The sequence below is a fragment of the Ilumatobacter coccineus YM16-304 genome (assembly GCF_000348785.1).
GTDB lineage: Bacteria > Actinomycetota > Acidimicrobiia > Acidimicrobiales > Ilumatobacteraceae > Ilumatobacter_A > Ilumatobacter_A coccineus.
Genome location: NC_020520.1, coordinates 546,943 through 566,575 on the forward strand (window position 1 = coordinate 546,943; position 19,633 = coordinate 566,575).

17 protein-coding genes are annotated in these 19,633 nt (G+C 68.2%); 11 read left to right on the forward strand and 6 right to left on the reverse strand.

Translation table 11 applies throughout. The annotated features are described in order from the left end of the window. Positions 1–51: 51 nt before the first annotated feature. The gene (locus YM304_RS02505; RefSeq protein ID WP_015440054.1) at positions 52–840 is read right to left on the reverse strand and encodes an MIP/aquaporin family protein; all 789 of its coding nucleotides are present in this window, start codon (positions 838–840) and stop codon (positions 52–54) included. A gap of 158 nt (positions 841–998) precedes the next feature. Here YM304_RS02505 and YM304_RS02510 point away from each other — a divergent pair, with 158 nt between their 5' ends. The 3 genes from YM304_RS02510 to YM304_RS02520 all read left to right on the forward strand — a co-directional run bounded on the left by YM304_RS02510 (position 999) and on the right by YM304_RS02520 (position 3,762). Further along, complete coding sequence (locus tag YM304_RS02510; protein WP_051071278.1) at positions 999–1,913, forward strand: ATP-grasp domain-containing protein; 915 nt, start codon at positions 999–1,001, stop codon at positions 1,911–1,913. Between the two features lies 1 nt (position 1,914). Further along, positions 1,915–2,748, forward strand: a complete 834-nt coding sequence (fdhD, locus tag YM304_RS02515) for a formate dehydrogenase accessory sulfurtransferase FdhD (protein WP_015440056.1) — start codon at positions 1,915–1,917, stop codon at positions 2,746–2,748. Positions 2,749–3,108: 360 nt separating this feature from the next. After that, a complete protein-coding gene (locus YM304_RS02520; RefSeq protein ID WP_231897618.1) occupies positions 3,109–3,762 on the forward strand; it encodes a chlorite dismutase family protein in 654 nt (217 codons plus the stop codon). A 47-nt stretch (positions 3,763–3,809) separates the two neighbouring features. Here the strand turns inward: YM304_RS02520 and YM304_RS23605 are convergent, their stop codons facing one another. After that, a complete protein-coding gene (locus tag YM304_RS23605) occupies positions 3,810–5,069 on the reverse strand; it encodes an ABC transporter substrate-binding protein (RefSeq protein ID WP_015440059.1) in 1,260 nt (419 codons plus the stop codon). Positions 5,070–5,234: 165 nt separating this feature from the next. Between YM304_RS23605 and YM304_RS02530 the strand changes: the two genes are divergently transcribed. Then, positions 5,235–7,709, forward strand: a complete 2,475-nt coding sequence (locus YM304_RS02530; protein WP_015440060.1) for a zf-HC2 domain-containing protein — start codon at positions 5,235–5,237, stop codon at positions 7,707–7,709. After that, positions 7,706–10,024, forward strand: coding sequence for a [protein-PII] uridylyltransferase (locus tag YM304_RS02535; protein WP_015440061.1), 2,319 nt, complete (start codon positions 7,706–7,708; stop codon positions 10,022–10,024). The genes YM304_RS02530 and YM304_RS02535 overlap by 4 nt, the downstream gene beginning before the upstream one ends. A 5-nt stretch (positions 10,025–10,029) precedes the next feature. Here the strand turns inward: YM304_RS02535 and YM304_RS02540 are convergent, their stop codons facing one another. Then, positions 10,030–10,653 (reverse strand): TetR/AcrR family transcriptional regulator, encoded by a 624-nt coding sequence (locus YM304_RS02540; protein ID WP_154723277.1) that lies wholly within the window; start codon positions 10,651–10,653, stop codon positions 10,030–10,032. A 103-nt stretch (positions 10,654–10,756) separates the two neighbouring features. On the opposite strand from YM304_RS02540, the gene YM304_RS02545 reads away from it, so the two are divergent. Genes YM304_RS02545 through YM304_RS02555 form a run of 3 tightly spaced genes read left to right on the forward strand, consistent with a single transcriptional unit; the run spans position 10,757 to position 13,786 of the window. Beyond that, on the forward strand, positions 10,757–11,959 hold the full coding sequence (locus YM304_RS02545; protein WP_015440063.1) for a PrnB family protein: 1,203 nt from the start codon (positions 10,757–10,759) through the stop codon (positions 11,957–11,959). After that, on the forward strand, positions 11,956–13,053 hold the full coding sequence (locus YM304_RS02550; protein WP_015440064.1) for an aminotransferase class V-fold PLP-dependent enzyme: 1,098 nt from the start codon (positions 11,956–11,958) through the stop codon (positions 13,051–13,053). Before YM304_RS02545 ends, YM304_RS02550 begins: the two co-directional genes overlap by 4 nt. A 37-nt stretch (positions 13,054–13,090) precedes the next feature. After that, positions 13,091–13,786 carry an NUDIX hydrolase N-terminal domain-containing protein gene (locus YM304_RS02555; protein ID WP_015440065.1) on the forward strand — a complete coding sequence of 232 codons (696 nt, stop codon included), beginning with the start codon at positions 13,091–13,093 and terminating at the stop codon, positions 13,784–13,786. Between the two features lie 29 nt (positions 13,787–13,815). Here the strand turns inward: YM304_RS02555 and YM304_RS02560 are convergent, their stop codons facing one another. After that, positions 13,816–14,685, reverse strand: a complete 870-nt coding sequence (locus YM304_RS02560) for a PAC2 family protein (protein WP_041298733.1) — start codon at positions 14,683–14,685, stop codon at positions 13,816–13,818. Between the two features lie 56 nt (positions 14,686–14,741). Between YM304_RS02560 and YM304_RS02565 the strand changes: the two genes are divergently transcribed. Then, positions 14,742–15,197, forward strand: coding sequence for a GNAT family N-acetyltransferase (locus tag YM304_RS02565; RefSeq protein WP_231897619.1), 456 nt, complete (start codon positions 14,742–14,744; stop codon positions 15,195–15,197). 50 nt (positions 15,198–15,247) lie between these two features. On the opposite strand, the gene YM304_RS25010 is transcribed toward YM304_RS02565, so the two are convergent. Both YM304_RS25010 and YM304_RS25015 read right to left on the reverse strand, forming a co-directional pair. Then, a complete protein-coding gene (locus tag YM304_RS25010) occupies positions 15,248–15,898 on the reverse strand; it encodes a HEAT repeat domain-containing protein (protein ID WP_015440068.1) in 651 nt (216 codons plus the stop codon). Beyond that, positions 15,895–16,218: a hypothetical protein gene (locus YM304_RS25015; protein ID WP_162142022.1), complete on the reverse strand. Its 324-nt coding sequence runs from the start codon at positions 16,216–16,218 to the stop codon at positions 15,895–15,897. Before YM304_RS25015 ends, YM304_RS25010 begins: the two co-directional genes overlap by 4 nt. Between YM304_RS25015 and YM304_RS21810 the strand changes: the two genes are divergently transcribed. Together YM304_RS21810 and YM304_RS02590 are read left to right on the forward strand one after the other, a co-directional pair. Continuing rightward, positions 16,208–17,431 carry a YlbL family protein gene (locus YM304_RS21810; protein ID WP_154723279.1) on the forward strand — a complete coding sequence of 408 codons (1,224 nt, stop codon included), beginning with the start codon at positions 16,208–16,210 and terminating at the stop codon, positions 17,429–17,431. The genes YM304_RS25015 and YM304_RS21810 overlap by 11 nt on opposite strands. 94 nt (positions 17,432–17,525) lie before the next feature. After that, entirely contained in the window at positions 17,526–19,628 is a 2,103-nt protein-coding gene (locus YM304_RS02590; protein WP_015440071.1) for a DivIVA domain-containing protein, read from the forward strand. Positions 19,629–19,633 lie beyond the last annotated feature (5 nt).

The window sequence follows — 19,633 nt, forward strand, 5'->3', positions numbered from 1 at the left end:
CGATGTAACCAACTTGGCGATTTCCCTCCGGGATCGAAATGACCAGGTTGCTCAGTCGGTGTCGCCGGTCGCAGCGTTCTGGAGGTCGTCGACGAACGTGTCGTCGAAGATCGTGTCGTCGATCTCGGCGTCGTCGATCATCAGCCACACGAACACCGCGGCGACCGCAGCGACCAGCGGGACGACGATGAACACCCAGACCTGACCGAGCGCATTGGGGTCGTTGTCGGAGAAGATCGCCGAGCCGAGCGAGCGAGCCGGGTTCATTCCGCCGCCGTCGATCCCGCCGAGCACCAGGTGGCCGATCGCGTACGCGAGCCCGGTGAACGCTGCGATCGACGCCTTCGACAAGCCCTGGCTGATCGACGAGAGCAACACGACGACCACGATGATCGTGAAGACGAGTTCGGCAGCCATGACCGATCCGAGCTCGCGGAAACCGCTGCGGTCCCAGCCGTTGGCGCCGAGGCTCGACCGCGTCTGGTCGTTGATCCCCCACACGACCGCGGCGCCGAGGATGCCGCCGGCGATCTGACCGATCCAGTCGCCGACCGCGTCGCGGATCGAGATCTCGCGCACGACGAGGAGCGCCAGCGTGAATGCCGGGTTGGCGACGGCGCCGATCACGCCGATCGCCACGGCGAGGCCCGCTCCGAACGACAGGGCGACAGCGAGGTCACTCGCCTGGCCGTTCGAGAGCACGATGAGCCCCGGCCCGGCGAGCATCAGCACCAAGGTGCCGACCAGTTCGGTGACGACGTTGCGCGACAGCCCGGCCGGCGCAGGGGTCGTACCGGAGGCACCGGTCGGCGGGGGGAACGAAGCAGCGTCGTCGGCCATGTCGCAACCGTACTCGTCGGCTTCGTCCCGACGGTGATGACCGAGGAGCGATGGTGCAGCGAACCCTGCTCGCGAACGGAGTGGTCACCTCGAGACGTTGGCGACCGACCGCTCGCGGCGCGGTGGCCCGGGTGCCTGCCGGTTCCTAGGCTGGCGTGATGCTCGGACTCGTGACCGCCGACGTGGCGGCGCCACTCGACCCTGACCTGTCACCGTTCGACGCGGCGTGCCGCGCCCGCCTCGGCGACGACGCGGTGCGCATCGTGTCGTGGGACGACCCGGAGGTCGAGTGGTCGGCCTTCGACGCGGTCGTCATTCGATCGACGTGGGACTACACCGAACGGCTCGACGAGTTCCTCGACTGGGTCGACCGCGTGAGCAACGTGACCGAGTTGATCAACGGCGCCGCCGCCGTGCGTTGGAGCACCGACAAGCGATACCTGGCCGAACTCGCAACCGAAGGCATCCCGATCGTCCCCACCACGTTCGTCGCGCCAGGTGAACCGGCGCCGGTCGTCGACCGACTACACGTCGTCAAGCCGACCGTCGGTGCCGGCTCAAGTGGGGCTCGCCGGTGCGAGCCCGACGAAGTGGCTGCGCACGTCGCCGAGCTGCACGCGCAGGGCCGCACGGCGATGGTGCAGCCGTACCTCGACCGGCTCGACGAACTCGGCGAGTCGGCATTCTGTTTCGTTCCTGCGGCTGCCGGCGACGGTCTCGAACTCAGCCACGTCTTCCGGAAGGGCGCGATCCTCACCACCACCGATGTCGAGCAGGAGGGAGACCTCTTCGCCAAGGAAGACATCACGGTGCGCGAACCCGACGAGCGCGAGCGTGCGCTGGCCGATGCCGTGCTCGAGACCCGCGCCGTCCAACAGTTCGACCGCATCGCGTTCGCCCGCGTCGATGTCGCTCCCGCTTCCGACCCGACGGCCGACGAGCCCTTCGTCGTGATGGAACTCGAGCTGATCGAGCCGTCGTTCTACCTCGGGCTCAACGTGGGGTCGGCCGACCTGTTCGCCAACCGCCTGATCGCCTGGATGCGGCGACACCGCATCGGGGTGGCGAGCTGACATGGATCGTCGTCGTTCGGAACGACTGATCGTCACCCGCGTCGCCGGCGGTGCCGGTGAGCGGGTCACCTCGCGGCGCCCCGACGACCTGATCGTCGAAGAGCCCATGTCGATCCAGCTCGACGGCACGCTGGTGTCGACCACCATGCGCACGCCCGGTCACGACTACGAGTTGGCCGCCGGGTTCTGCCTCACCGAAGGGCTGCTCGGCGACGTGCCGATCGTCGGTGTGCGCTACTGCGCCGACGGCTCGGCGACCGACACCGAGTTCAACGTGGTGACCGTCGAGACGGACGGGCGTGCCCCAGCGCCGACGCCCCGGCTCGGCAACGTGTCGTCGAGTTGTGGATGGTGCGGCAGCGAACAGCTCGACGAGCTCTGCGAGCGCCTCGACCCGCTCGAGCAGCGCATCGAGCCGCTCGACCTCGACCTCATCGCTGCGATTCCCGACGTGGTCCTCGGCGGTCAGGGGCTGTTCGCCACGACGGGAGCGGTGCACGCTGCGGCGGCGTTCGACGCCGACGGGACGGTGGTCGTCACCCGGGAAGACGTCGGTCGGCACAACGCGGTCGACAAGGTCATCGGTGCGCTGTTGCTCGACCGTCCGGCACGGGTACCGGCGCACGATCTCGGGCTCTTCGTGAGCGGTCGGGCGAGCATCGAGATGGTGCAGAAGGCGTGGGCTGCCGGATTCCACACGCTGGTCGCGGTGAGCGCACCGACCGCCCTCGCCGTCGACGCCGCTCGGCGCGCCAATCTCGTCCTCGCCGGCTTCGTCCGCGGCGACGAGTTCAACGTCTACGCCCCCGAGCACCCGCGCACCGCACCGAGCTGACGTCGCCCCGGCCGGTCACACCCACCGGCAACCCCACCCACCCGGGTTCTGCCCCGGGAATCCGTCATCGGTGACGGATCTGAGGGGCAAAGCCAGCGGTGTTGGGTTTTGCACCGGGGATCGGTCATGGGTGACGGATCCGAGGGGCAAAGCCGACCGACTGCTGGGTTCTGCTCCGGGAGAGAGCCCGCGGTGTTGGGTTTTGCCCCGGGAATCGGTCATGGGTGACGGATCTGAGGGGCAAAGCCGGCGGTGTCGGGTTTTGCTCCGGGAATCGGTCATCGGTGACGGATCTGAGGGGCAAAGCCGGGGATGGGGCGGGGAGTCGGAGGTGGGTGGGTGATCGTTAGCCTTGAGGTCATGCTGATGGATGACGGACTGACGGTGTTGCACCTCCTTGCTCGACGGACTCCGTCGACCGACAAGGGAGCGGTCGCCGCAGCGATCGAAGCAGCCGAAGCCGACGACTGCCAGGTCATCACGGCCGCGATGCTCGGCCACAAGGCCGACATCTGCTTCATGGCGCTGTGCGCCGACTGGCGCACCCTGCGGCGCTTCCAGTCCGCGCTGCAGCGAGCGGGCCTCGACGTCGGCGACAGCTACGTGTCGGTCACCGAGGTCAGCGAGTACGCCAAGGGCATGCCGGAGGAGATGCTGCGCGGCCGCCTCCACCCGGTCATCCCGCCCGAAGGCCTCAATGCGTTCTGCTTCTACCCGATGAGCAAGAAGCGCGAGGCGCACGCCAACTGGTTCGCCACGCCGTACGACCGTCGTCAGGAGATGATGATGGAGCACGGCAAGAGCGGGCGCACGTTCGCCGGTCAGGTCGCGCAGGTCATCTCCGGTTCGACCGGTCTCGACGACTTCGAGTGGGGTGTGACGCTGTTCGCCAAGAGCCCCGACGTCATCAAGAAGGTCGTCTACACGATGCGATTCGACGAGGGCTCCGCGCTCTACGGCGAGTTCGGCGCGTTCTACGTCGGCTACCTCGACTACGTCGACAACATTCTCTGACCGAGCGCCGACGGGAGGTCGAACACGATCGCGACCAGCGGCGGGTGTCAGCGGCGCACGGTGAAGCTGCGAACCAGCACGTCGGTGCCGTCGGGTTCGAACCGGAACGTCTCGAAGACGGCTTCGGTCATCTCGCCTTCGCGATTGAGTTCGGTGACACCCGTCGGTCCGTTGTAGTCGATCTGCCGATCGTCGGCGACCTCTTCGGCACACGCCGCGAACGAACGGCAACGCAAGCCGCCCGACGACACGGGAGCCATGTAGCTGGCGATTTCGGTCGGGGAGTCGGAGCCCGCCTGCACGGCGGAGAGCGCGATCAGGTTCATGCAGTCGGTCACCTGCGGACCGAACGGTGCGGCGAGCGTGGGATCGGATCCCGACACGGTGATCTGAGGAGCGACGCCCGACACGCGGGTCCGCAGCGAGGCGGGAAGCGCTTCGATCACCGGTTCGGCTGCCGGGTCACGGATCGGGTCGTTGAGGATGACGTGCGACAGCCCGCCGAACGACTGCTGCCCGAGCGCGTCGAGAAAGCGGGCGCTGTCGCGAGCCGCACCGAGCACGATGGCCACGGTGGCGTCGCTCTCGACCAGGTCGATGGCCGCCGAATCGAACGTCTCGGCATTGACCGGGATGGAGATCGTGTCGGACAGGGTGAGCGGACGCCCTTCGAGCGCCTCGGCGACGGCGTTGGCGTACGGCCGACCGTACGCGTCGTCGACGTGCACGATCGCGATGTTGCGGGCACCGGTCTGCTCGGCCTCTTCGGCGATCGCGATCGCCTGGAGCGAGTCGCTCGCGATCGTCCGGAAGAAGAGTCGGTCGTCGGGGAAGTCGTCGAGCGAGATGGCCGTTGCCGTGGGCGAGCAGGTGAGGACTTCGGCGGCGACGGCATCGTCGAGCGCGCCGATGGCGGCGAGCGACGACGACGGGCCGATGATGGCGTCGACGCCGTCGTCGATCAGCGACACCGTGGCCGCCGACGCGGTTGCCGTGGTGTTGCCCTCGTCGACGATGATGACCTCGACGTCGTGCCCGAGCACGCCTCCTGCGTCGTTGATCGCTTGCTGGGCGGCGGTGACCGCGGAGGTCAACGACGTGCCGATCAGCGTGTCGCCCACGGGAAGCAGTGCGCCGATGACGAGCTTTCCGTCGGATTCACGAGGCTCCGGCGGGAGCGTTGTGGTGGTGGCGACCGTCGACTCGGGAGCGGTGTCGGGGTCGCCGGAACAGGCCGCGAACGCAACGGTGGCCGCCATCGAGATGGTCACCGCACGACAACGGGTGAATCGCGTACGAACAGCCATGGTCCGTACGGTACAGCGGCCGCGGAATCCAGTGAATCCAGGGGTCATAACATCACATTCAAGAAAGTGTCTGATTCGTCCGATGAACCCTGAGCAGGCGTCAAACCGCGCTGTCATGGTGACCGGTCCTGTGGTCCGGCCGCACGAACGAATCGCAGAGAACCCATGAACCCCGCACCCATTCTCCCCAGCGACCGGCAACTGGTCGGCGCCGTCAGAAGTGGGAGCGACGCGGCTTGGAACGAGTTGATGGGGCGCCACGAGACCTCGGTGCGCTCGATGCTGCGATCGCGCAAGGAACGCAAGGCGCTGGCCAAGCGGCTCGCCAATCTGCGCGACACGATCGAGAACGAAGACGACACGCACGAGGGCGATCCGGCGATCCGGGCCTTCCGCCCACGAGCGCTGGCCGCGCTGTCGGGAGGCACGTACGGGCCGACGCCCCGTGCCGACGGCGAGCACGAGCAGGAACGCAGCGACCCCTTCGACGTGACCGACGACGAACTCATCGCCACGGCCTTCGCGCTGCTGCCCGAACCGTGGCAGACCGTGCTCTGGCACAGCCATGTCGAACAGCTCACGGCGGCCGAGATCTCGCCGCTCGTCGGCCGCACGACCAACGACGTCACCGAACTCGTCAACACCGCCGAGCGCGGTCTGGTCGACGCCTTTCTGATCGAGTACATCGGTGTCGGACCGCTCCCTCCGGAGTGTGAGCGCATCGTCTCGCTGCTCGGCGGGTACGTCCGCGGCACGCTGCCACCGCACGACCAGCGCCTCGTCGAACGGCACCTCGAGGGTGAGGCGTCCGTCGCCGAGTCGAGCGCGCTGAACGCTGCGCCTGCCGCGCACAACGCCGCGAACGCCGAAGCGTCACCGTTCGCCCCACCCGCGGCGCGACGACACACCCCCGACGACAGCCGTCGGCTCGTCGAGGTCATCGCGTCGCTCGGATCGTTCGTCCCGTCTGCCATCGCTCCAGGAGTCACCGGTTTGAGTGTCGAAGCACAACGTCAAGCGCTCGGAACCACGAGTCGCTCGTTCGGAAGCGCCGGGCTGCTCGCCGCGCGTTCCGATCGTTTCCGTCGGTTCGCCACGTTCGGCGCGATCGCCGGCATCGTGATCGCACTGGCCGGCGCCGCCTACCTCGTCCGCCAACCCTTCGACAACGACGGCACCCTCATCACCGCCGGCGGCGACGACACCCCGGCGTCGCAGGTGCCGGTCACCACCGTTGCCGACGAGCCCGACCCGACGGTCGCCACGACCGAACCCGCTCCCACCACGACCGAAGGTCTCGACCTCCGGCCGCAGCCGTCCGGCCCGAGGAGCGCGGTCGAACTCGTCGTCACCGACGGGATCCGCGCCATCGGACTCCGACAGGCTGTTCCCGATCTCACGCTCGCCGTGTCGTCGCCTGCCCCGATCTACGCCGGCGGTACGGGCACGATCGACGTGGCGGTCACCAACTCCGGCGCGGCGGCAGCCGACGCCACTGTCGAACTGCTCCTCCCCAACGGGGTCTCCCTCGAAGCGTTGGCAGCGGGCGATGCGGCGTGCACCGATCCGGAAGGTGACTCGCCGTTCTGCACCTTCTCGGTCGAGGCGGGCGCCACGCTCGACTTCGCGCTTCGTCTCCGTCTCGAGAGCAGCACCGTCGGTCGCCTCGTCGTCGAAGGTGACCTCGTCACCGAACCGCTCGAAGCGGCGATCGTCGCGACGAGCGACCTCGTCCACTCCTCCGTCGGCACCGGTGGCGTCGTCACCATCGGCAACTCGCTGATGACGTGCGACGACACGGCGGCTGCCGAGCTCGGCATCGACTGCGCCGACGTGCGCGCCGGAGCCGGTGAGTTCGTCAACCGTTGGGACGTGCCGATGGAGTTCATCGGCCCCGCACCGCAGTACGGCATCGTCAACTCGTCGAGCGCCGTGCTCGACCTGCCCGACGCATCGTCGATCGTGTCGGCGCACCTGTACTGGTCGGGCGACCTCGAAGAGCGCCAGCAGTCGATTCCCGACGACGGCAGCAACGAGTTGGTGACCGTGTTGGCCCCGAACGGCGAGGTGACGCAGGTCGTCGCCGACCGTCTGAGTCTCGGCGACATCGATGCCACGCAGTACCTCGGTTCTGCCGACGTCACCGACATCGTCGCTGCGGGCGGCACGGGCAGCTACCTCATCGGCAACGTGCAATCGGTCGAAGTGCAGGGCTCGTACGCCGCCTGGTCGCTGGTGGTCGTGTACGACAACGACGCCGAGCCCCGCCGCCACCGTGTGGTGACCCGTCCGTTCGAGTGGGTCGCCCCTCAGCCTCGCTTCGAGTACGACGTCGACCTTCCGGTCCCGGTGGTCGCTGGCGCCGACGCGCACCTCTCGATCGTCGCTTTCGAAGGCGAGCGTGGTTTCCGACCCGAAGCCTTCACCGTCGGCGGCGAACCGCTCGGCGGAGACGCTGTGTTCGACAGCACGATCAGCGGTGAACGAGATCCGTCGTACGACAACAATCTCGGTGTCGACATCGACGCCTATGATCTGGTGATCGACACCGCCGACGGCACCCTCCCCATTCGAGCGACTTCCGAGAAGGACGGCGTGCGCATCGCCGTCCTCGCGCTCTCCGTCGATCTGGCGTCGTGACGCCCGACGGCCGCGCCGACCAGCTGGTCGCGGCGGCCGACTCCGGCCGACCCAAAGCGCCGAACCAGGGGCTCGACTACTGCCGGGCACTGTCGAGGATCACCGACGAGTGGGTCGTCGAACTGTTCGATGCAGCCATTGCCGCGCATCCGACGAAGCACCGCGTCGCACTGCTCGCGGTGGGCGGTTATGGGCGAGGTGAGCTCGCGCCGTACAGCGATCTCGACCTGCTGCTCGTGCACGACTGCAAGGCCCGCAAGGTGTCGAACGAGATCGAGCCGATCGCGAGCGCGATCTGGTATCCGCTGTGGGACGCCGGGGTCAAGCTCGGTCACGCCGTCCGGCGCGTCGACGAGCAACTCGACCTGATCGACGGCGACCTCGACTCGGCAACGGCGTTGCTCACGGCACGACCGCTCGCAGGTGACGTCGACATCGCCACCGAAGTGATCGAACGCGGCATGAAGTCGTGGGCGTCGAATCGGTCGACCTATCTCGGCGTACTCCGCGGCCGCATGCGCGAACGCCAGGCCAACGCCGCCGACGTGGCGTACCGGCTCGAACCCGACCTGAAGGCCGGCCACGGCGGGCTGCGCGACGTGCAGACCGTGTGGTGGGCTCGCGCGAGCGGTCTCGAGGTGATCGAGGAAGACCTCGTCGCGCTCGACGAGTGTTACGACATGTTGCAGCGGGCTCGCGTGGCACTGCATCAGGCCACCGGCAGACCCGGCGAGGTGATGCGACTCGAAGACCAGGACGAGATCGCCAAGTGCGGTGGGTGGCTCGACGCCGACGCGATGATGGCCGACGTCGCAGCGGCCGGTCGAACGGTCTCGTGGCTGTGCGACGAGAACTGGAACCGGGCCGTCGAACGTGATCAGGTTCCCGATCGGCAGATCGCGTCGGGCATCGCGCTGCAGAACGGCGAGATCCATCTGACCGAGGGCGCCGACCCGGTTGCCGACCCCACGCTGGCGCTCAAAGCCGCTGTGGCGGCCGCTCGGACCGAGTGTCGCATCGCGCGGTCGACGCTCGAACGCCTCCGCGACGAAGTGGAGCCGTGGCCGTCGATCTGGCCGATCGGCGCACGAAACGAGTTGGTGGCACTCCTCCTCGAAGGGCACCGTGCGATCCGAGTACTCGAGTCACTCGACCAGTTCGAGCTGCTGTCGCGGTTCCTGCCCGAGTGGGAACCCGTTCGGTCGAAACCGCAGCGCAACGCCTACCACCGCTTCACGGTCGACCGTCACCTGTGGGAAGCCGCCGCCAACGCCGCCGAGTTGGTCGACCGCGTCGGTCGTCCCGATCTGCTCGTCGTCGGCGCGCTGTTCCACGACATCGGCAAGGGCTACCCGGGCGATCACACCGAGGTCGGCATGGACATGGTGCGTGACATCGCACCGCGGATCGGCTTCAACGGCCACGACACCGATGCGCTCGTGACCATGGTCGAGCATCACCTGCTGCTCCCCGACGTGGCGATGCGTCGCGATCTCACCGACGAAGCGACCATCGACCTGGTGGCCGGCCTCGTCGGTTCGGTCGAGAAGCTCGAATTGCTCGACGCGCTCACCGAGGCCGACTCCAAGGCGACCGGTCCGTCGGCGTGGGGGTCGTGGAAGGAAGAGCTCGTCGACGAACTGGTGTCGAGGACGAAGCACGTGCTCGGCGGCGGTCGAGCGTCGGAGGTCACCTGGCGGTTGTTTCCCGACGAGGCGACGCTCGCCGTCATGGCCAAGGGCGAGGTCGACATCTCTCGCGACGGCGATCTCATCACGATCATCAGCCCCGACTCGACGGGTACGTTCAGCCAGGTCGCCGGTGTGCTGTCGCTGCACGGGCTCGACGTCGTCACCGCTCGTGCCTACTCCGACGAGCAGGGCATGGCGGCCTCACAGTTCCGGGTCGTCGCGCCGAAGGCCGAGATCAAGTGGCGCTCGCTCAAGGCCGACCTGCGCAAGGGCATGAACTACGAGCTGGCGATCGAAGCGCGGCTCGTCGAGCGGGCCAAGACCTACCGTCGGCGCCGTCGCACACAGGCCGACGCGCCGGGGCCGCCGAGGGTGAAGTTCATCGAGGGCGGCTCGAGCAATGCGACGGTCATCGAGGTGCAGGCGGTCAGCAAGATCGGGATCCTGCATCGCATCACCAAGGCGCTCAACGAGGTGGGGCTCGACATCCGCCACGCCACGGTCCAGACGATCGGCATGGAAGTGGTCGACACGTTCTACGTCCGTACACGCGCCGGTGGTCTGGTGACGCGCACGTCGCACCGCAAGGAGATCCAGAAGGCGCTCCTGCACGCCGTGTCGTAGCGGCGTCAGGCGGTCGGCGCGCCGGTCGCCGGTGGCGTTGCCAACACGGCGCGGGTGACGAAGTCGGCGATCGCGTCGGGCGACCATCCGAGGCGTTGGAGGTCGAGTACCTCGCGCGGATCGCTGGTGACGTTCCACATGAACAGCATCATCGTGGTGTCGCCGTCGAGTTGTTCGAGCAGCGGTTCGATCTGCGCACACGCGTACTCGATGACCGGGTCGTGCTCGTCGCGTCGTTGCAGGAACCCGATCGGGGAGCGCAGATGGACGGCGAGTTCGCCGTGTTCGACGCAGGCATCGACCCACGCGCGGTTCCAGCGGGCGAACGATTCGACCGGGTCGTCGGTGGTGCCACCCGATTCGGTGAAGCGTTCGACGGCGCGGATCGGCAACTGCAGCACGAACGCCTGGATCGCGTCGTCGTGGCTGGCGAAGTGTCGGTACGCGGTGGCGGTCGAGACGTCGGCCATCGCGGCGATGTCGGCGAGGCGCTCGGGTGGCGCGCCGTGCGTGGCGACCCACGCCTGCACGGCATCGATGAGCCGCTGATGGGTCTCGCGCGTGTCGGCGCGCGTCGAGGTGGCCCGACCGGCGAGTCCGGTGAGATCGGTGGGTGCATCGCTCGACACGGCGGTCACGATACAGTCGACATGACGTGAGAATCTATTCTCACCTACAATCGACGTCGTCGGACAGCGACGGCCGACGCAACACGAGAGAGGCCACCGACACATGGCGAATCGACAACCACACTCGGCCACGACGCCGCGGGTCGCAGCGTTCGACGACTGGATCCGCAACCGGTTCATCGACCTCAACTCCGAACTCGAAGATCTGTACGAAGCGCAGGAGAACCGGTCGCAGGTGGCGGGAGTCGGCGACGATCTCAAACAGGTGCTCGTCGACGAAGGTCGTGAGCTCATCGTCGACCTGCTCGAGGAAGGCAACACCGACGAAGGGTTCGATCGAGCGTTCGAACTGCTCGGCAACGTCGGCTACTACATGGCGGCATGTCGCCGGCACGACATCACCGAGCCGTCGCGTGAGCGCACCTCGCCGCTGGCGGAAGCGTCGGCGCTGGCGATGCACCTCGGTGCGTCGCTCGGCACCGTGCCGCGGTTCGTCAGCAGCCACATGGAGACCTACAACCGGTCGATCAACGGGCGCTACCGCACGTTCACCTGGCGGCCCGCCGAGAAGATCTTCCTCGACTACAACACCCGGTCGGCGCTCGCCTACATGCGTGCCGCCGACGCGCTCGGCCGGATCCATCCCATGGGGCTGTCGCATCCGGCGGCCAACGACCTCCTCGTCGATGCCCGCAACGCGCTCGACGACGTGCTCCGGCTCAACACCGAACTCGCCGACCGGCTCGACGTCGACGAGTTCTTCTTCTGCGTGCGCCCGTACTACAAGCCGTACCGCGTCGGTTCGCAGGAGTACCGCGGGGCCAATGCCGGCGACTTCGCCGCGTTCAACCAGGTCGACATGTTGCTCGGCCTGTGCTTGCCGACCGAGGCGCAGTACACCCAGATCGTCATCGAGAAGATCCCGTATCTGACCCCCGACGAGCAGCGACGGCTGCACGACTCGTTCCGCCACCCGAACCTGCTCGACAGTCTGCTCGAACAGCGCGAACACGCCGGTGAGGCCTGGTTCCGCGAGAACGCGCAGGCGTACCTCGAGGTGTGTGCGGCCCACGGCGCGGCCGCCGCGCACCACCACGACGAGTTGGTCGCGCGCTTCATCACGGCGCCGTCGACGGGGATCCCGCCCGAGTTCTTGGAGGGCATCACCGCGAGCGGGCCGCCGCTCGACGTGCTCCTGCGAGCGCTCGAAGGGCTGCGCGATCGCCGGCTCGCCGCCCCGCGCGACGACATTCCGACTCGGCACGACGATCTCGTCGAGCTCCGCTCGTTGATCGCCGCACCGTGAGCGCCGCCGACCTGTTCGCCTCGCCGCCGGGGACGTACCTGCTCAGCCACTCGGTCGGCCTGCCGCTCGCCGGAGCTCACGAGCAGCTCGGCACCGACTACTTCGACACGTGGGCGACCGACCCGGAAGCCGCGTGGCCGACGTGGTTGCAGTTGATCGACGAGTTCAGAGGGTCGTTGGCCGGTCTGCTCGGTGGTGACGCCGCGTCGTACTGTCCGCAGCAGAACGTGTCGAGCGGGTTCACGAAGATCCTGCAGGCGGTGCGCCCGGCCGGTCGGACCCCGGTCGTGTTGCTCACCGAAGAGGCATTCCCGTCGCTGGGTTTCGTGTGCGAGCACGCCGGCTACGAGGTGCGCTACATCCCGTCGAGCGTCGACGTGACTGACGTGTCGGCCTGGGCCGGTCACGTGGGTGACGACGTCGACGTCGTGCTGATCACCCAGGTGCATTCCAACACGGGCCAGCTCGTCCCGGTGGTCGACGTCGCCGCGCTGGCCCGCCAGAGCGGCGCGCTGTCGGTCGTCGACGTCGCTCAATCGGTCGGGGTGATCCCGATCGACGTCGTGGCCTGGAACGCCGACTTCCTCGTCGGCTCGTGCGTGAAGTGGCTCTGCGGCGGACCGGGTGCCGGGTGGATGTGGGTGGCGCCCGACGTGCTCGACCGGTGCGCACCCACCGACGTCGGGTGGTTCTCACACGCCGACCCGTTCGAGTTCGACATCCATCGGTTCCGCTACGCCGACGACGCCCTGCGGTTCTGGGGCGGCACGCCGAGCGTCCTGCCGTTTGCGGTCGCCCGCCGATCGATCGACGTGATCGCCGGCATCGGCGTCGACACGATTCGGTCGCACAACCTCGAGCTCACCGATCGGTTGATCGAACGCTGCGGGTCGATGGTCGTGAGCCCGCTCGACGCCGACCGCCGTAGCGGCACCGTCGTCGTCGACCCGGATACACCGATCGAGGACGCGCTCGCCGCGCTGCGCGCCAGCGGTGTCCGCGTCGACGCGCGGTCGACGGGCCTGCGCATTTCACCGCACGTCTACAACTCGGCCGACGACATCGAGCGTGCGGCGGCGATCCTCCGTCCCTGAGCGCCGCAGTCGCGCCGAGGTCGCGTAAGTTGATGGGGTGACCGCTGACGCACGAGACCTGGCTCGCTGGAGCGAAACCCTCGCGGGGATCGCCCGAACGGGGATGGCCTTCACCGAGAGCCTGTACGAGCGCGAACGGTACGAAGAGGTGTTGCACGTCGCCGGCGACATCAAGGCGGCGGCTCGTGCCGCGGCCGACGAGGTCGAAGTCGAGCGCGAGGTCGACCACTTCGTCCAGGAATGGATGGAGTCGATCGGCGAGGGCGTACCCGGGTACGTCACGCCGAAGGTGGCGATCGGGGCGATCGTCGGCAACGAGAACAGCGAAATCCTCCTCGTGCAGCGCAAGGACTCCGGCATCTGGCTGTACCCGACCGGGTGGGCCGACATCGGCTATTCGCCGTCGGAGGTAGCGGTCAAGGAAGTGAGCGAAGAGACCGGCATCGAGTGCGACGTCAGTCGCTTGCTCGGCGTGGTCGACGGCCAGCGCATGGGATTCAGCCGCTTCGGCATGTACATGCTGCTGTTCCACTGCACAGCGACGGGTGGAGAACTCAACCCGCATCCGCTCGAGACCGGTGACGTCGGCTGGTTCTCGCGTGACGAGTTGCCCGAGGCGACGGCCGGCGCGGCCTGGTGGGGTTCGATGGCGTTCGCTGCGATCGACGGCGAGCAGGCGCCCGCCACGTTCGATCCGGTCCGCGACGCCATCTGGCGCACCGACGACACCTGACGCCGCCGGGCGGTCGCCGGCGGTCGCGCTCAGTCCTGGTCGCGGAGGAACTGCTCGACTTCGTCCATCAACTGTTCGGGGTCGACGGGGTCGGCAGTGGTGAGGTCGTCGGCGGGCGATGCCTGCTCGTCGGCCATCTGTTCGAGTCGGTGAAGGTACTCGGCCATGTCGTCGTCTTCGCCGATGAGCGCGGCGACGCGAGCCTCGTACTCGGCGGCGCCGGAGGCGAGCCGGGAGAGCGGTGCGGGCGTACCGATCATCGAGCAGGCCCGATCCACGAGTGCCATGGCGGCCTTGGGCGACGGCACCTGCGAGGCGTAGCCGGGCACCGCTGCCCACAGCGAGGCCGTGGGAAGCCCGGCGGTGCTGAGCGCGTCTTGGAGCACACCGACGATGCCGGTGGGGCCTTCGTACTGCGACCGCTCGAGTTCGAAGCGTTCGACCAGCCCGTTGTCGGTGGCGTTGCCGATGAGTTGCACGGGACGCGAGTGCGGCACGTCGGCGAGGAGCGCGCCGAGCGAGATCGACATGGTGGCACCGAAGCGTTCGGCGATGCCGACGATCTGCTCGCTGAACAAGCGCCAGCGGAGCGCGGGCTCGGGGCCGAGCACCAGGATCACGTCGGTGCCGGGAAGCGACGCCGACCACACGCCGACCGTGGGCCACACGATCGAGCGCTTGTTCTCGGCGTCGAGCTTGATCTGCGGGCGGACCGTGGCGAAGTCGGTGAACGCCTCGGGATCGATCTCGGCGAGCGCTTCGGCGCCCCACGATTCGACCATCGTCGTCAGCGCAGACGAAGCGGCATCACCGGCGTCGTTCCATCCGGTGAAGGCTGCGACCACCACCGGGCGGTCGAGCGATGGCTCCGCAAGCCAGCGAACGTGTTCGGTTCCCACGAACGACACGCTACCGGTCGACGATGATCGCGTGGCCACGACGTATCGTTGAGCGGGTGAGTGATCAGGAAACGCCGTCCGTGTCGAGTTCGATCGAGATCGCCGAGGTCGCCGACGACGAGTTGGTCGCGGCGTTCGAGCACCTGATCCCGCAGCTCTCGTCGTCGTCGCCGCCTCCCAGCCGCGAGGCGCTCGCCGAACTGGTCGAGGGAACCGACACCGTGGTGTTCATCGCTCGTGTCGACGGGGCGATCGTCGGCAGCCTGACGCTGGCGTTCTACCGCATCCCGACCGGGATCAAGGCGTGGATCGAAGACGTCGTGGTCGACGATGCGGCTCGCGGGCACGGCATCGGTCGCCGGCTCAACGAGGCCGCGCTCGACGTGGCACGCGAGCGTGGCGCGAAGAACGTCAGCCTGACGAGCCGCCCGTCGCGCGAGGCCGCCAACCGGCTCTATCAGCGAATCGGGTTCAAGATCCGCGAGACGAACCTGTACCGCTTCGACTTCTGACGCCGAGCACAGCATCGCCGTTCGGTGACGCCGTCGTCACCGCTCGCGTTTCAGTCCTGATCGTCCTGGTCCTGATCGTCATCGTCCTGATCGTCATGGTCGTGATCGTCGTCGACGTCGGCCGTGGCGCGACGCAGGTCCTCGGCTGCCTGGCGGACCTGCCAGTCGCGATCCTCGAGAGCCCGGTCGATGGCTGCCTCGACCTCGTCACCGTCGAACGGGGCGAGGGCGAGCACGGCACGTCGGCGCACGGCCGGCTTGTCGGTGGTGGCGGCGATGATCGTCGGCACCGCGCGCTCGTCGCCGATGGCTCCGAGCGCGGCGACGGACGACTCTCTCACGAGCGGATCGTCGGCGTTGACCGCGAGGTCGATCAACCGCACCACGATCTCGTCGCGTTTCGATTCGTGTTCGCCACACGCCCACGCCGCGACCTCGACCACCCGTGGGTCGACGTCGTGCAGGGCACCGACCAGGTCGACGTCGGGATGCGTGGCGGCGACTTCGGCAGCGCGCCGGCGCACCGACGGTTCGTCGTCGGCGAGGGCCGTCGCCACCTCGTCGTCGCCGAGCCGGCCGAGTCGTTCGAGCGCACCGAGCGCCGTGGCGCGCACGGCCGGGTCGGTCGAGGCGAGGCCGAGCCGAGCGGTGTCGACGTCGCCGCTGTGCCCGGCGATCGCCACCTCGCGTCGGGTGATCACGACTTGAGGAGATCGGTGAGTGTGATGACGATGTACGCGGCGCTGAACGCCACGATGATCGCGAACACCGCTCCCATCACGACCGCGATGCCGAGACTCGCCGCCGCCGCCCAGATACGACGGAAGATGTTGGGCCGTTTGTAGAGCGGCACGGTCGCCTCGGCGATGCCGATGGGCACGCGCGGTCGAAGAACTTTCGGCTCGGCGCGTGGCGTTCGGGGCACCGCTCTGGCATTCTTGCGCCAGCCCGCGAACACGAGCGCCGCTATGGCCAGGGCCGCCATCCAACCGGCTTGAGTAGTGAGATCCGTGACTGACACGACAACCCCCATCGTACTCACCGCACCCCGTCAGCGGTGGTGGGCGGTGATTTCCGCAGCGCTGGCGATGCTGCTGATGGCGGCGATCGCCGTGAGCGTGCTGATCCCCGCCGAGCTGTTCGCCAAGGCCGACAACCCTCGACTCGGAGTGCAGCAGGCGGCCCCGTACGCCCGAGTGCCGGCCTCGGCCGAGTCGGTCAACGATCGGGTGGTCTACAACGACCTGCCCGACGACGTCGAGGTCTACGACACGAACGGCGACTTCTTCTTCGTCACGGTGAGCGCTCCCACACAGTCGTTGCTGAGCTGGCTGATCGGCGCGAACGAACCCGTCGTCGACCCGCTCACCGAAGAAGGCAAGTACGGCAATCTCACCCCGACCCAGAGTCGCCAGGTGAGCTTGCAGCAGATGCGGACCGCAACCGAGGAAGCGCAGTACGTGGCGCTGCTCACGGCCGGCTACGAACCGACGGTCGAGCCGGGCGAGGTCATCATCCAAGACATCCTGTGTCGCGTCACGGCCGAGAACGGCGACTGCGAGGAGCCGTTCCCGTCCGACGAACAACTCGACCCGGCCGACACGATCCTCGAGGTCGACGGCGTTCCGATCGGCACACTCGCCGATCTGTCGGAGGAGCTCGACGGTCGTTCGCCGGGCGACATGGTCGACCTGAAGATCAGTCGACCCGATGTGGGCGAACTCGACGTCACGGTCGAACTGTCGACGGCGATCGAGGAGCCCGATCGCACGATCGTCGGGTTCGTCCCGTTCGACACCGCATCGGTCGATCTGCCATTCGACGTGTCGATCGACTCTGGCGCCATCGGTGGCCCGTCGGCCGGACTCGCGTTCACGCTGGCGTTGATCGACGAACTCACCGAAGGCGACCTCACCGGCGGACGCGACATCGCCGTCACGGGCACCATCGATCTCGAGGGCAACGTCGGCGCGATCGGTGGCCTCGAGCAGAAGGTGAGCGCCGTCAAGCAGCACGGCGTCGACGTGTTCCTCATTCCGGCGTCGCAGTTCGAACTCGGCGAGCCCTTCGAGGGCGAAGAACCCGGCGAGATCTGCCGCTGGGAGTGCCTGAACGCTGCGGGTGACGACGACGTCGTGCTGATTCCGGTCGCGAACGTCAACGAAGCCCTGATCGCCTTGCGTTTCCTGGGCGGCGACCCGGTCGTGCCGGTCAACGCCGACGACGCCGCCTGACCCGACGACCCCGACCTGGCTATTTCCATCCGGGATGGAAATAACCAGGTGGGCCTCCACCATCTCAGCGTCTGGGACGCGTAGCGTTGCGTGAATGGCCATGTCGTTTTCCCGTCCTGACCCGGCGTCGCCGGCCCAGGTCGCCGATGCAACGTTCTCGACCGGGCGGCGTGGGTTCGATCAAGATGAAGTCCGCGACTTCCTGCGGATGGTGTCGACCGAACTCGGTCGACTCCACGAGCGCGAGCGCTTCCTCGAACGCGAGCTGCGCAACGCGCAGGCCGCGCCGGTGGTCGACGCGTCGCAACTCGACGACGAAGCGCTGACCCGGCTGCTCGGCGAAGAGACCGCACGCGTGCTCAACGCGGCCCGCCAGAGTGCGGTCGAGATCCGCGAGAAGGCCGAGCAGGCCGCCGCCCGCCTGCTGACCGAAGCCAGCGACGAAGCGGCCCGACGTCGTGAAGAAGCCGAGATCGAGGCGTCACGTCGGCGTGCCGATGCGGCCAACGACGCCGAAGCCGAACTGTCGATGGCCAAGCAGCAGGGCCGCGAGATGGTCAACGAGGCTCGCGCCTATCGCGAGCGCGTGCTGAGCGAACTCGCCCGCCGACGCGAACTCGCCCGCGAGCAGATCGAGCAGCTCATCCACGGGCGCGATCGCCTGATGGAATCGTTCGAACGAGCCCGCCTCGTCGCGGTCGAGGTGGTGGCCGAGATGCAACCGCTCGGCGAGCCCGACGAGTACGTCAACCTGCAGCCGACCACCGGACCCGTGCCCGTGATGGTCGCTCGCAACGACACGCCCCGCGACGACGCCGAAGCCGAGGCGATCGCCGCCGCCGACCGCGCCGCCACCGCCGCCGCCGCCATGCCGGTCGCCGACGACGCAACGCACGACGCCGACGACACCGAGATCGAGGCCGCGCCTGACGCCGAGGCAGCGCCTGACACGGCCATCGAGTCGGAGGTCGACACCGAGCCGGACACCGAGACGGTGATCTCCCTCGTCGCCGAAGCAGACGACAGCGACGACGACGATCTCGAGCACACCGACGCCAGTGCCGAACCGGAGACGGTGGTCGAGGAAGCGGCCGACGTGGTCACCGCGGACGACGAAGCCGTCGATGTCGACACCGCCGCCGACGACACCCAGGCGCACGACGACGAGGCCGCCGCCGACCTCGACCTCGACCCCGCCGACGACACTCTCGACACCGACGCCGAGGTGCAGCCCGCCGCAGACGATCCCGCCGCTGATGCGGCCGACGACGCATCGGGCGATGCGTCGGCCGACGACGATGCCGACGATGCCGACGATCACGTGGTCGTCGACCTGTTCGCCCGGCTTCGTGGCGGCACGACGAACCGCGACGATCACGTCGACGCCGAGCCCGACGAGTCGACCGAAGCAACGATCAGCGACGACGCCCCCGCCGACACCGACACCGACACCGAACCCGCCGTCGACTCCGCGAGCGCCGACGAGCAGGATGCTGACGACGAAGACGCCGACGACCTGGCGGTCGAGGCGTCACCGTTCGAACAGCGCGACGCCGACCTCACGCCGCTGATCGTCGCCAGTGCCAAGAAGCTCAAGCGCGTCCTCGCCGACGAACAGAACGAAGTGCTCGACGGGCTCCGGCGCAACGATGCGGTCGCCGACCTCGACGCCATCGTCCCGCCCGTCCGCGAGCACGCCGCTCGCTACCGCACGGCACTCGTCGACGATCTGCTCTGTGCCGCCAACGCCGGCGCGCAGATCGCCGCCCCCGAATCGACCAAGAAGCTCAAGAAGGCCGACGCCAACGAGGCGATCGACCACGCCGGCACCATGCTCGACGAGCGTCTGGTCGGTCCGCTGCGCGACCGACTCGAACGCTGCATCAGCGAGGGCGACGGCGACAACGCCGCGATCACCCAGAAGGTGCGTGCCGTCTACCGCGAGTGGAAGACGCAACACATCGACGAGACCCTCGACGACGTGATGCGCGCCGCGCACGGACGTGGCGTGTTCGCAGCGACCGAACCCGGAACCCCGACCCGGTGGACGACCGATCAGCGCTTCACCGCGTGCCCCGATTGCGACGACAACGCGCTCGAAGGAGCGGTCGCCGCCGGTGATCCGTTCCCGACCGGACACACCTTCGCACCGGCTCATCCGGGCTGCCGCTGCATGTTGCTCCCGGCCGCCCCCTAGGCTCA

Coding starts and splice junctions, on each gene's coding strand:
- YM304_RS02505 (WP_015440054.1), bottom strand. CDS start 840: ATGGCCGACGACGCTGCTTCGTTCCCCCCGCCGACCGGTGCCTCCGGT.
- YM304_RS02510 (WP_051071278.1), top strand. CDS start 999: ATGCTCGGACTCGTGACCGCCGACGTGGCGGCGCCACTCGACCCTGAC.
- YM304_RS02520 (WP_231897618.1), top strand. CDS start 3,109: ATGCTGATGGATGACGGACTGACGGTGTTGCACCTCCTTGCTCGACGG.
- YM304_RS02545 (WP_015440063.1), top strand. CDS start 10,757: ATGGCGAATCGACAACCACACTCGGCCACGACGCCGCGGGTCGCAGCG.
- YM304_RS23605 (WP_015440059.1), bottom strand. CDS start 5,069: ATGGCTGTTCGTACGCGATTCACCCGTTGTCGTGCGGTGACCATCTCG.
- fdhD (WP_015440056.1), top strand. CDS start 1,915: ATGGATCGTCGTCGTTCGGAACGACTGATCGTCACCCGCGTCGCCGGC.
- YM304_RS02530 (WP_015440060.1), top strand. CDS start 5,235: ATGAACCCCGCACCCATTCTCCCCAGCGACCGGCAACTGGTCGGCGCC.
- YM304_RS02590 (WP_015440071.1), top strand. CDS start 17,526: ATGGCCATGTCGTTTTCCCGTCCTGACCCGGCGTCGCCGGCCCAGGTC.